At 74.1% G+C, this 12,321-nt stretch carries 10 protein-coding genes; 5 read left to right on the plus strand and 5 right to left on the minus strand.

What is annotated here, in order from left to right:
• Window positions 1–348: 348 nt before the first annotated feature.
• On the minus strand, window positions 349–1,428 hold the full coding sequence (gene rsgA, locus O7625_RS28125; RefSeq protein ID WP_282342820.1) for a ribosome small subunit-dependent GTPase A: 1,080 nt from the start codon (window positions 1,426–1,428) through the stop codon (window positions 349–351).
• A 179-nt stretch (window positions 1,429–1,607) separates the two neighbouring features.
• Here rsgA and O7625_RS28130 point away from each other — a divergent pair, with 179 nt between their 5' ends.
• A complete protein-coding gene (locus tag O7625_RS28130) occupies window positions 1,608–2,327 on the plus strand; it encodes a maleylpyruvate isomerase family mycothiol-dependent enzyme (protein ID WP_282342822.1) in 720 nt (239 codons plus the stop codon).
• A 6-nt stretch (window positions 2,328–2,333) separates the two neighbouring features.
• The gene (locus O7625_RS28135; protein WP_282342824.1) at window positions 2,334–2,987 is read left to right on the plus strand and encodes an MBL fold metallo-hydrolase; all 654 of its coding nucleotides are present in this window, start codon (window positions 2,334–2,336) and stop codon (window positions 2,985–2,987) included.
• Between the two features lie 50 nt (window positions 2,988–3,037).
• On the opposite strand, the gene O7625_RS28140 is transcribed toward O7625_RS28135, so the two are convergent.
• Window positions 3,038–3,676, minus strand: coding sequence for a 50S ribosomal protein L11 methyltransferase (locus tag O7625_RS28140; RefSeq protein WP_282347117.1), 639 nt, complete (start codon window positions 3,674–3,676; stop codon window positions 3,038–3,040).
• 226 nt (window positions 3,677–3,902) lie between these two features.
• Between O7625_RS28140 and O7625_RS28145 the strand changes: the two genes are divergently transcribed.
• The gene (locus O7625_RS28145) at window positions 3,903–4,106 is read left to right on the plus strand and encodes a cold-shock protein (RefSeq protein WP_067314937.1); all 204 of its coding nucleotides are present in this window, start codon (window positions 3,903–3,905) and stop codon (window positions 4,104–4,106) included.
• 411 nt (window positions 4,107–4,517) lie between these two features.
• Here the strand turns inward: O7625_RS28145 and O7625_RS28150 are convergent, their stop codons facing one another.
• The 3 genes from O7625_RS28150 to O7625_RS28160 all read right to left on the minus strand — a co-directional run bounded on the left by O7625_RS28150 (window position 4,518) and on the right by O7625_RS28160 (window position 7,747).
• Window positions 4,518–5,375 (minus strand): hypothetical protein, encoded by an 858-nt coding sequence (locus O7625_RS28150; RefSeq protein WP_282342825.1) that lies wholly within the window; start codon window positions 5,373–5,375, stop codon window positions 4,518–4,520.
• Between the two features lie 193 nt (window positions 5,376–5,568).
• Window positions 5,569–7,230, minus strand: a complete 1,662-nt coding sequence (locus tag O7625_RS28155) for a CocE/NonD family hydrolase (RefSeq protein WP_282342827.1) — start codon at window positions 7,228–7,230, stop codon at window positions 5,569–5,571.
• Between the two features lies 1 nt (window position 7,231).
• On the minus strand, window positions 7,232–7,747 hold the full coding sequence (locus O7625_RS28160; RefSeq protein WP_282347119.1) for a MarR family transcriptional regulator: 516 nt from the start codon (window positions 7,745–7,747) through the stop codon (window positions 7,232–7,234).
• 144 nt (window positions 7,748–7,891) lie between these two features.
• Between O7625_RS28160 and O7625_RS28165 the strand changes: the two genes are divergently transcribed.
• Window positions 7,892–10,021, plus strand: a complete 2,130-nt coding sequence (locus tag O7625_RS28165; protein WP_282342829.1) for an efflux RND transporter permease subunit — start codon at window positions 7,892–7,894, stop codon at window positions 10,019–10,021.
• A 416-nt stretch (window positions 10,022–10,437) separates the two neighbouring features.
• Window positions 10,438–12,306 (plus strand): translational GTPase TypA, encoded by a 1,869-nt coding sequence (gene typA, locus O7625_RS28170; protein ID WP_067304033.1) that lies wholly within the window; start codon window positions 10,438–10,440, stop codon window positions 12,304–12,306.
• The last annotated feature ends 15 nt before the right edge of the window (window positions 12,307–12,321 follow it).

Raw genomic sequence — 12,321 nt, forward strand, 5'->3', positions numbered from 1 at the left:
AGGGAAATCTGAGCGGTTTTGCGGGCGCAGAAGGAACGCCTGGGCAACTCTAGCCCCGGGGTACGACAACTTCTCTCGCCCGCATGTTCCGCCCGCTCGCCCCGGTCGGTCACCCCACCGCCCACCGCCCGCCCGACCCGATCGGCACCGCCCGACCCGACCCGCCCCCTCGCCGGCCCCGGGTGCCGATCCGCCCCTCGCCGACCCCCGGGTGCCGACCCGCCCCCTCGCCGGCCCCGGGTGCCGACCTGCCCCTCGCCGACCCCCGGGTGCCGACCTGCCCTTCGCCGGCCCCGGGTGCCGACCCGCCCCGAGCCGGGTCGGTACCCGGGGCGGAACCGGGACCGGTCAGAATCCGCCCGGCCGCGGTGGCGTCACCGGGCGGGAGGGCCGCCGCCGGCCACCCCGCCAGCCGCCCCGCCGCTCGGCGGCCAGCCGGCTCTGCCGGCGACCGCTCTCGAACGCCACCTCCCGCTGGAGGCGACGCCAGCTCTCCCAGCGCCGGGCCGGCAGCTCCCCGGTCTCCAGCGCCTCCCGCACCGCGCAGGCCGGCTCGGCGGTGTGCCCGCAGTCGGCGTACCGGCAGCCGGTGGCCAACTCGGCGATGTCCAGGAACGCCCGGTCCAGCCCGGTGTGCCCGTCCAGCAGGCCCACCGCCCGGACCCCGGGGGTGTCCAGCACCGCACCGCCGCCCGGCACCGGCACCAGCGCCCGCCAGGTGGTGGTGTGCCGGCCCTTGCCGTCGGAGCGCCGGATCGCCTGGGTGGCCATGACCTCCGCGCCGACCAGGGCGTTGACCAGGCTCGACTTGCCCGCCCCGGAGGGGCCGAGCAGCGCCAGCGTCAGACCCGGCGCGACCAGCGGACGCAGCGGCTCCAGGCCGGTGCCGCGCTCGGCGCTGACCGGCAGCACCGGCACCCCGGGGGCCACCGCGGCGAGCTGCCGGGCCACCGCCCGCGGGTCGGCGGCCAGGTCGACCTTGGTGAGCACCAGCAGCGGCCGGGCGCCCGACTCGTGGGCCAGGGAGAGCAGCCGTTCGATCCGGGCGGCGTCCGGCTCCGGGTGCACCGGCTCGACCACCGCGGCGGTGTCGAGGTTGGCGGCGAGCACCTGCCCGCTGGCGTCCTTGCCGGCGGTCCGGCGGATCAGCGCGGTCCGCCGGGGCAGCACCGCGTCGACGGTCACCGGGCCGTCCGGCCACCGGGCCAGCAGCACCCAGTCGCCGGCGCACGGCAGAGCGGTCAGGTCCCGGGCCGCGGCGGCCAGCACCGCCGGCCCCAGGCTGGCCCGGACCGGGCCGTCCGCGCCGAGCACGGTGCACACCCCCCGGTCGACCCGGGCCACCCGGCCGGGCCGACGGTCCGGCCACCGCCGCGCGTACGCCGCCCGCTCCGCATCCAGGCCGAGCGCGGTCAGATCGATGGTCATATCATCCTCATCAGGGTCGGAGCTGGTCGTGGCGCAACACCCGTACTGCGACCGGCATGGTCACCACCCCCGTCCGTCGTCCTGTCACCGCGTCGGAACCGACGGTAGGCCGCGCGCCGACGTGCCGAAAGCGAATTCCCCGCCCGGCGCGGCACGGGCCGGACCGCTAGGGTCGGGGCGTGACAACGGATCCCCTGCTGTTGACCGGCGAGGTGGACGACGCGACCGCCCGCCTGCTGCACACCGCGGCCGGTCTCGACGCGGCCGCCGTCGCGGCCCCCTGCCTGCTGCCCGGCTGGTCCCGTGGCCACGTGCTGACCCACCTGGCCCGCAACGCCGACGGGTTCGTCAACCTGCTCACCGCCGCCCGCACCGGCGAGGACATCCCGATGTACGCCAGCGTCGAGGCCCGCAACGCCGACATCGCCGCCGGTGCCGGTCGGCCCCCCGCCGAGCAGCTGGCCGACCTGCGCCACAGCACCGAGCGGTTCGCCGCGGCGGTGGCGGCCATGCCGGTCGAGGCGTGGGGCGCCACCGTGCGGACCCGGCACGGCCCGTGGCAGGCCGCCCTGGTGGTCTGGGCCCGGCTGCGCGAGCTGGAGGTGCACCACGTCGACCTGGCCACCGGCTACCGGCCGGCGGACTGGCCGCCCGTGGTCGCCCAGCACCTGCTGCACGAGGTGGCCGGCGGGCTCGCCGACCGTGCGGACGCGCCGGCGCTGGTGCTGCGACCCGTCGACGGCAACCGGCCGGAGCTGGTGGTGGGCGACCCGGCCGGTGCCCCGCTGGTCGCCGGGACCGCCGCCGGCCTGGCCGCCTGGTTGATCGGCCGCAGCAGCGGCGACGAGTTGACCGTCACCCCGGACGGTCCGCTGCCGACCCCACCGGAATGGATATAGAGCCCCATGAGCTACACCGGAGACGTCACCCACGGCGGCTCGCCCGCCGTCCGGGAGCTGGACCGCATCACCGTCACCAAGCTGTCGGTCGGCCCGATGGACAACAACGCCTACCTGCTGCGCTGCCGCGACACCGGCGAGCAGGTGCTGATCGACGCCGCGAACGAGGCACCCCGGCTGCTCGACCTGGTCGGTGACGCCGGCCTGACCTCGGTGGTCACCACCCACCAGCACATGGACCACTGGGTGGCGCTGGAGGAGGTCGTCGCCAAGACCGGTGCCCAGGCCCTGGTACACGCCGACGACGCCGACGGCCTGCCGATCCCGGCGCAGACCCTGGCCGACGGCGACACCGTGGCGGTGGGTGGGCAGACGCTGGAGGTCATCCACATCAAGGGGCACACCCCCGGCTCGATCGCGCTGCTCTACCGCGACCCGGCCGGCACACCGCACCTGTTCACCGGCGATTCCCTCTTCCCGGGCGGAGTGGGGAACACCGACCGGGATCCGGAGCGGTTCGGCCAGCTCATCGACGACGTGGAGCACAAGCTCTTCGGCCGGCTGCCCGACGAGACCTGGTTCTATCCGGGGCACGGCGCGGACAGCACCCTCGGCGCGGAGCGGGCCTCGCTGCCGCAGTGGCGGGCGCGCGGCTGGTGACCGTGCGCGGCGTCGGCCGGACCGGCCGGCGCCGCCCGGCCCCGCCGCGGTCAGCAGGGCCGCAGCACCTGAACCCGCCGGACCGCTGAGTCGACCGACGGTTCGGTGGTCGGCACCGGATAGCTGGCCACCAGCTCCAGCGACTCCGCCGGCAGGTGCCCCCGGTCCGGATCACCGACCAGCACCTGCGCCCCACCCTCGGCGGCCCGCCGCAGGTACGGCAGCATCCGCCTCGCCAGTTTCCGGTCGTAGAGCACGTCCCCGGCGACCAGCAGGTCGAACTGCGGCCCGGCCTCGTCGAGCAGGTCCCCCTGGTGGGCGAGCACCCGTACCCGGTTGGCCCGCGCGTTGACGGTCACCGCCGCCACCGCGTACGGGTCCACGTCGTTGGCGACGACCTGGGCGGCGCCGGCCAGCGCGGCGGCGATGGCGACCAGCCCGGAGCCGGCGGCCAGGTCGAGCACCCGGCGGCCGGCGGCCAGGTCGGGATGGTCCAGCAGGTGACGGGCGAGCGCCTGGCCGCCGGCCCAGGCCGAGGCCCAGAACGGCGGCGGCAGGGTACGACCGGCGGCCGCCTCCATCCGGGCCCACCACACGATGGCGTCCTCGGCGAGGTGCAGCCGTACCTCGGGCACGAACGGGGTGGACACCAGCCGGAGCCGGTCCAGTCCGTCGCCCGGCGCGTCGATCTCCCGTTCCAGCGCGGTCAACGCGGCGGCGCTCGGTCCGTTCACCGGTCGAGTGTGCCGGAGCCGGCCGCCCGGTGGATGGCGTTTCGCCGTCCGCCGCGAGTTTCCGCTGAATCTTGCGGCACTTCAGCAGGCAAAAATCGGATCGGCCGGTTACTGTCGGGGCAGTACAGGGCGATCGTCCGCCGTAGCGGCGGGATCACCCGTTGTAAACAGGGAGAGATGCATGGCAACCGGCACGGTCAAGTGGTTCAACTCGGAAAAGGGCTTCGGCTTCATCGAGCAGGACGGCGGAGGCCCCGACGTCTTCGTTCACTACTCGGCGATCGCCACCAGCGGCTACCGGGAACTGCAGGAGGCCCAGAAGGTCGAGTTCGATGTGACCCAGGGGCAGAAGGGTCCGCAGGCGGAGAACGTCCGCCCGCTGTAGGTCCGTGCCGGTGGCGGCGGCCCTTGGCCGCCGCCACCGAGCGCTTTCCGGCGGCCACCGGCCGCCCTGCGACACCGCGGCCACCGGCCGCCCTGCGACACCGCGGCCACCGGCCGCCCTGCGACACCGCGGCCACCGGCCGCCCTGCGACACCTCCGAGGTCCGCCTCCCGCGTGCCAGGCCCGGCTGACGTCACCGCCGTCGCCGTTGCCGCAGGTGTGGCCGCCACGGCCCCCCTGCACGTCGCGTACCTGGCGGCCCTTGCCACCGGACGCGCCACCTCACCCGACGCGCCACCTCACCGGACGTCACGCCCAGGCCCGCCGCGCCGGACACCCGGCCACGGCACCGGTCGGCCGTGGCACCCCTTCCGCAGGAGGCGGCCCGGAAGGGGTGCCACGGGGTCCACCCTCACGCGACCAGGCGCTTGGCCAACTCGTCGGCGACCTGTCGGGCGATGGTGGGCGGGATGGCGGCGGCGATCTTCTCCGGGGTCAGCCCGGCCAGCACCCCGGTGACGATGGCCGACTCGTCGGTGAAGTCCTTGTTGGCCAGTGCGGTCAGCGCGGTCTGCAGCGACGCCAACTGGGCGCCCAGCGACTTCAGGCTCGGGTGCGGGACGACGAAGTCGGGGTTGGTGTGGTCCTCCCCCATCGCCATCCGGGTGTAGATCTGCCCTACCGGGTTACGGCCGTCCAGGACGGTCAGGTTCTTGTGGACGGTCTCCAGCCAGGCGTGCTCTTCGGGTGTCATGTCCGTGTCCTCCAGGAGTCCGATGCCGGTTAGGTAGCGCCGGAACAGCGGGGTCTGGTCCCGTCCGGCCTTGGTGCAGTCGCGGAAGAAGCTGAAGTGGGTGTGCCACAGGTGCGAGTCGTCGCCGGTACTGCGCTTGCCGAGCCGGTCCCAGCGCCGCACGACCTTGCCGTCCGGGCTGTAGATGATCTCCCGGAGGTCACGGCTGTCCGCCGTGTTCGCCCGGCACTGGGCGACGCACCAGGTGGAGAACGACTGGAGATTGTGGGTGGCGCCCCCGGACCGGACGCTGAACGTGCCGACGTCCAGCGCCGAGGCGTACAGGGTGAGGCCGGCGGAGTCCCGGGGCGACTCGACCACGGAGTAGTCGTTGGGGACCACCCGGTCGGAGCCGGTGTGGTAGCCGCCCCGGTGGGCCGGATCGCCGACGATCCCCACTGCGGCGGGGTCGAGGCCCCGGATGGTGTCGAGCAGGAGCCGGCGGACCGCCAGCAGATTGGCCGGAGCCGTCGTCATGACGTCCCCCTTTCCGCAGCCGGGACCGGGGGTGCCGACTGCTTCGGCAGCAGGCCAGGGCCGGGGAATCGTCGTCACTCCACGTAGGCAGCGCCTGCCGGGAGAGCGGAGTCGGCCACTGGTGCACGTCATCGGGCGTTGCGAGAAACGATATCCACAACCACCTAAAAACCCCAGCTCAGGAGGCTTGTCTTCAGATAGGTCCAAGTGGGGATACGGCGGGGAGCACCGGCAGCACCAGCCGGGACAAATGCGATGGATCGTGCAGGATCTGCCGGACCCCAGCGCGGAGCGTGATCGCCGCACCGAGCGGTTCGCCGGTGCCGGGGTTGCGCGCGTACCGGGGATGGGCGCCGCCGGAGACCTGGACCCGCAGCCGGTGCCCGGCGGCGAAGCGGTGTGCCGCCGGCCACAGCGGCACCGGCACCCGGGTCACCCCGTCCGGGTCGACGGGGAACCGGCCCGGAGCGACCCGGACCAGGCCGTCGCAGACGTTCCAGGACCGGCCGCGCCGGTCCACGTCGCAGAGCCGCACGAAGACGTCCAGGTACGACAGGTCGCTGCGGACGTGGATCTCGGCGTGCACCGGGCCGAGCACCTCCACCGGGGCGGTCAGCACCGCGCTGGTGTAGACCAGCACGTCCGGCCGGGCCTCGACGGGACGGTTGTCGACCGGGCCGGCGCGCTGGGCGACCAGCAGCGGGCCGCCCAGCGAGGGGGTCGGGTCGGTCGGGTCGTACCGGATGGTGTCCGGCGTCGACGGGGCCGGCGGCTGCGGGGCGAGCCGGCCCCCGGCGTGCAGGTGCCAGGAGGTCCCGGTCGCCGGCGGCGGCCAGTCGGGCAGGTCGCGCCAGCCGCCGCCCTCCCCGCCGACGTGCACCCGCACCGGGGCGCGCGGCGGCGCGGGCCGGCCGTGCAGGTGGGCGTCGAGCCAGCCCAGCCCCTCCCGCAGCGCCTCCGCCAGCAGCCCGGGGCTGCCGTGCGTCCACGGGCCGACGGTGAGCCGGGTGGGCACGCCCGCCGCCCGCAGCGCGGCGTGGTCGGCGAGCTGGGCGGGGAGGAAGATGTCCTGCCAGCCGGTGACCATCGTTACCGGGGCGCGCACCTCGGCGATCCGCGCGCCGAAGACCCGGGTCCGCCAGTAGTCGGCGTCCGGGGTGTGGTGCCGCAGCCACTCCTGGAAGAACGGCACGGTCACCCCGGTCGCCACCCGGTCGGCCTCGGCCAGCGGCAGGTGGGCCAGGGCGGCGGCCAGCCGGGGCTGCCCGCGCTTGAGTTCCCACTGCCGGGCCAGCCACGGCACGGTCTGCGCCTGGAGCAGCTCGGCCCAGGTCAGCACGGTGTCCAGGGCGAAGGACTCCCCCGCGTACGTCGAGTCGCGGGTGGCCGAGGCGGTGACCACCGCGACCATCGCGGCCAGCTCCTCCCCCGCGTCGGCGGCCAGCGCCCACTGGACGAAGCCCTGGTAGCTGGCCCCGAACATGCCGAACCGGCCGGTGTACCAGGGTTGCCGGCGCAGCCAGTCGACGGTGTCCAGGCCGTCGTCGCGCTCGTGCACCAGCGGGTCGAACCGCCCGTCGGAGCCGTCGGTGCCCCGGCAGGACTGGATCACCAGGTGCAGGCCGCGCCCGGCGACGAGCCGGCCGAGCAGCCGCATCGGCCCGCCCCGGCCGTACGGGGTGCGGATCAGCACGGTCGGCGCCGCGGGCAGCCGGGGGGCGTAGTGGTCGGTGCGCAGCCGTGCCCCGTCGCGGGCCCGGACCACGATGCCCCGGGTGACGTCGACCCGGTGGGTGGGTACGGCCGGCAGCCGCAGCGCGGCGGCGGCGAGCCGGGCCAGCGGCCGGTCCAGCACGTCAGTCCGCCGCGCGGCGGGGCGACTCGGGACGGGTGGCCCGCACGGCGTCGCGGTGCTCCCGCATCGAGGCGACCATGGTGGCCAGGAACCGGTGCACGACCGCCAACTCCTCGTCGGTGAACCGGGCCATCACCGCGTCGGTACGCCGCCCGAGCGGGCCGAAGAAGCTCATCGCCAGGGCCGCCCCCTGGTCGGCGTAGTGCAGGAACACCTTGCGCCGGTCGGCGGTGTCCCGGTCGCGGCGGATGTGCCCGGCGCGTTCCAGCCGGTCGATCAGCGCGGTCACCGACCCGGAGGAGAGGTTGAGCTGTTCGCCGAGCCGGCCGGGGGTGATCGGCTCGCCGAGGAGTTCGGCCTCCATCACCGCGATCAGCGCCTGCAGGTCGGTCGGGTTGAGCCCGTGCAGGTTGGCGAAGGCGTGCCCGATGTGCTGCGCGTCGGCCGAGTAACGCCGCAGGTCGTTGGTGATGTCGGCCACCATCCGCCCGCGCGGATCGTCCCGCCGCCGGTACATCTCGTGCGCTGCCACGCCCGCCGCCGCCCCCTGTCGATGCGCCCGGTTGCAGCATAGAGCAGCTCCGGATAATCTCGCACATCAAGATACTCGAAGGGCGGGCTATCTCTCCGTCCGCGTCACCACCGACCAAGAGGGCAGCCGATGTCTCTGTTCACCCGCGTCGCCCGCAGCCGGCTCGCCGCCTGGCTCACCGTGGTCGCCGCGATCGTCGTCGGCGCGGTCGTCTTCGGGCTCCCCCGGCCCGACAACCCCGCCCCCGTCTCCACCACCGGCCTGTCCGCGCAGTGGCAGTCGACCCAGGTGGAACGCCTCCAGGAGCAGCTACCGCAACGCGACGTCCAGCCGGCGATCGTCGTGGTCAGCCGGGACGACGGCGCCGCGCTGACCGGCGCCGACCGGGCCGCCGTCACCGACCGGGCCGCCGCGCTGGCCCGACTGGCCGTCGGCGGCCAGGTCAGCCCACCCCAGGTCTCCCCGGACGGCACCGTCGCGCTGCTCGCCGTCCCGCTGGACACCGCCGGCGGCCAGCAGGCCGTCGCCGACGAGGTGGCCCAGGTACGCGCCGCGCTCACCGGCCTGCCCGACGGGATCACCGTCGCGGTCACCGGGGCACCCGCATTCACCGCCGACCTGACCAAGGTCTTCGAGGGTGCCGACGTCACCCTGCTCGCGGTCACCGCCGGCGTGGTCGCCCTGCTGCTGCTGATCACCTACCGCAGCCCGTTCCTGTGGATCGTGCCGCTGATCGTGGTCGCCGCCACCGAACAGCTCACCCTGCGGGCCGTCGAGACCATCGTCCCGGCCGTCGGCATCAACCTCCAGGAGGGCGCGGTCACCGGCATCGCCAGCGTGCTGGTCTTCGGTGCCGCCACCGACTACGCCCTGCTGCTCATCGCCCGCTACCGGGAGGAGCTGCGCCGCGACGAGGACCGGTTCGCCGCGATGCGCGCCGCCGTACGCCGTACCGCCGAACCGATCCTGGCCAGCGGCGGCACCGTCGTGCTCGGCGTGCTCACCCTGCTGCTCTCCGAGCAGGAGACCAACCGGGCGCTCGCCGTGGCCTGCGCCACCGGCGTCGTGTTCGCCATGCTCTCGGCGCTGTTCGTGCTCCCCGCCGTGCTGGTCGTCTTCGGCCGGGGGCTGTTCTGGCCGTTCGTGCCCAGGGTCGGCGGCCCGGCCCGGGAGGGCAAACTGTGGGGCCGGCTCGGCGCGGCCGTGGTGCGCCGCCCGGTGCCCGTCGCCGCGCTCGCCATCCTGCTGCTCGCCGGCCTCGCCCTCGGCGGCCTCGGCATCCGCACCGGCCTGTCCGAGACCGAACAGTTCCGGGTCGAGCCGGAGGCGGTCGCCGGAGCCCAGACCCTGGCCCGTGCCTTCCCCGCCGGGACCACCCAGCCGGTGGCCGTCATCACCAACCCGGCCGCCGCCCCGGCGGTCACCCGGGTCGCCGCGGCCGTGCCCGGGGTCGCCTCCGCCCGGCCCGGCCCGGCCGGCGGCACCGTCGCCCAGGTCGACGTCGTACTGACCGACGAACCGGGCACCCCGGCGTCCGACCGGGCCGTCGAGGCGCTGCGCGACGCCGTCGCCGCCGTACCCGACTCCGCCCCGCCGGCCGTCGCGGGCGTCGACCCGCCCGACGGCGCGCTCGTCGGGGGCACCGTCGCCGCGACGTACGACTCCGACGAGGCCAACACCCGCGACCTGTGGCTGATCCTGCCGATCATCCTGGTGCTCGTCCTCGCCGTGCTGGTGCTGCTGCTGCGCGGCCTGCTCGCCCCGCTGCTGCTGGTGCTCACCGTGATCGCGTCCTTCTTCGCCAGCCTCGGCGCGGCGTGGCTGCTCTTCGACCACGTGCTGGGCTTCCCCGCGCTGGACAGCGGGGTGCTCCTGCTGGCCTTCGTGTTCCTCGTCGCGCTCGGGGTGGACTACAACATCTTCCTGGTCACCCGGGCCCGGGAGGACGCCCGGGCCGCCGGCACCCGGGACGGGATGCTCTCCGCCCTGCGGGTCACCGGCGGGGTGATCACCAGTGCGGGCATCCTGCTCGCGGCGGTCTTCGCCGTCCTCGGCGTGCTGCCGCTGATCCTGCTGACCCAGATCGGGATCATCGTGTGTCTCGGTGTGCTGCTCGACACGCTGCTGGTGCGTACGGTGCTGGTGCCGGCGCTGGCGTTCGTGCTCGGCGACCGGTTCTGGTGGCCGGGCCGGATCCACCGGGAGACCCCCACCGACGCGGTGCCCACCGCCCCGACGCCGGCCGCCGCCCACGACTGAACCGCCTGGCCCGGGACTCCACCACGCCCCACCGCCGGGGCGTCGCACCCGCCCGGGGCGCCACCGCGGAGGTGGCGCCCCGACCGGCCGTCCACCCGGCGACTGTGTCCCCGGTCACCGCCCGGCCGGTCAGCGGGAGCAGTGCCGAGACGGGCCTTCCCGGGCCCGCGTACGCTAGGAGACCGACCAGCAGGGTCGACTCCCCCGGCACCGTCAGCGCGACGATCACCGCGGCCCGTCCGCCGTGACCGTCGCAGCTACCAGGTGCCCGCCGGCCCACCGGGCCGACGGGCTGCCGGTGGGATCGGCAGATCCGCAGCTGGCACGGCCGGAACAGCAGTTCCGGCAGAGATCCGGGCGGCGACGGGACGACCCCGGCACCTGCCCCGGCAACCGTAGACAGGAGTATGGAGGGTATGCAGCTTCGCACCGACCTCCGCAATGTCGCCATCATCGCCCACGTCGACCACGGCAAAACGACCCTGGTCGACGCCATGTTGCGGCAGGCCGGCGCCTACGGGGCCCGTGGTGAGAACACCGAGCGCGTCATGGACTCGATGGATCTCGAACGGGAAAAGGGCATCACCATCCTGGCCAAGAACACCGGCGTGCGGTACCTGCCGGCGGACGGCTCCGACCCGGTCACCATCAATATCATCGACACCCCCGGTCACGCCGACTTCGGCGGCGAGGTCGAGCGGGGCCTGACCATGGTCGACGGGGTGGTGCTGCTGGTCGACGCCAGCGAGGGCCCGCTGCCGCAGACCCGGTTCGTGCTCCGCAAGGCGCTCAAGGCCCGGATGCCGATCATCCTGGTGATCAACAAGGTGGACCGCCCCGACGCCCGGATCAAGGAGGTCGTGGACGACACCTACGAACTCTTCCTCGACCTGGACGCCGACGAGGAGCAGATCGACTTCCCGATCGTCTACGCCTGTGCCCGCGACGGCATCGCCTCGCTGACCCAGCCCGCCGACGGCTCGGTGCCCGACGACAGCAGCAGCCTGGAACCGCTGTTCCGGACCCTGCTCGACACCATCCCGCCGCCCTCCTACGACGAGGACGCCCCGCTCCAGGCGCACGTCACCAACCTGGACGCCTCGCCGTTCCTCGGCCGGCTGGCGCTGTGCCGGGTGCGCCAGGGCACCATCACCAAGGGCCAGACCGTGGCCTGGTGCCGCACCGACGGCAGCACCCAGCGGGTCCGGATCTCCGAGCTGCTGATGACCGAGGGCCTGGAGCGCAAGCCCGCCGAGTCGGCCGGGCCGGGCGACATCATCGCCGTCGCCGGCATCCCCGAGATCATGATCGGCGAGACCCTGGCCGACGCGGAGAACCCGATCCCGCTGCCGCTGATCACCGTGGACGAGCCGGCCATCTCGATGACCATCGGCACCAACACCTCGCCGCTGGTCGGCCGGGTCAAGGGCGCCAAGGTCACCGCCCGGATGGTCAAGGACCGGCTCGACAAGGAGCTGATCGGCAACGTGTCACTGCGGGTGCTGCCCACCGAGCGGCCGGACGCCTGGGAGGTGCAGGGTCGTGGCGAGCTGGCCCTGGCCATCCTGGTCGAGCAGATGCGCCGCGAGTCCTACGAGCTGACCGTCGGCAAGCCGCAGGTGGTCACCAAGGAGATCGACGGCAAGACCTGCGAGCCGGTGGAGCGGCTGACCATCGACGCGCCGGAGGAGTACCTGGGCGCGATCACCCAGCTCCTGGCCACCCGCAAGGGCCGGATGGAGCAGCTGGTCAACCATGGCACCGGCTGGATCCGGATGGAGTGGCTGGTGCCGGCGCGCGGCCTGATCGGCTTCCGCACCGAGTTCCTCACCGACACCCGGGGCACCGGCATCCTGCACCACGTCTTCGAGTCGTACGAGCCGTGGTTCGGTGAGCTGCGGACCCGCAACAACGGGTCGCTGGTGGCCGACCGGACCGGTGTGGTCACCCCGTTCGCCATGATCAACCTTCAGGAGCGCGGCCAGCTCTTCGTCGAGCCCACCACCGAGGTGTACGAGGGCATGATCGTCGGGGAGAACTCCCGCTCCGACGACATGGACGTCAATATCACCAAGGAGAAGAAGCTCACCAACATGCGGGCCTCGACCTCCGACGAGACCGAGAAGCTGATCCCGCCGCGCAAGCTCTCCCTGGAGCAGGCGCTGGAGTTCTGCCGCGAGGACGAGTGCGTCGAGGTGACCCCGGTCGCCGTCCGGATCCGCAAGGTGGTGCTGGACCAGACCCAGCGGGGCCGGATGGCCGCCCGCCGCAAGCACGCCGGCTGAGCCACCCACGCCTCA

The organism is Micromonospora sp. WMMD714, from assembly GCF_029581315.1.
GTDB lineage: Bacteria > Actinomycetota > Actinomycetes > Mycobacteriales > Micromonosporaceae > Micromonospora > Micromonospora rifamycinica.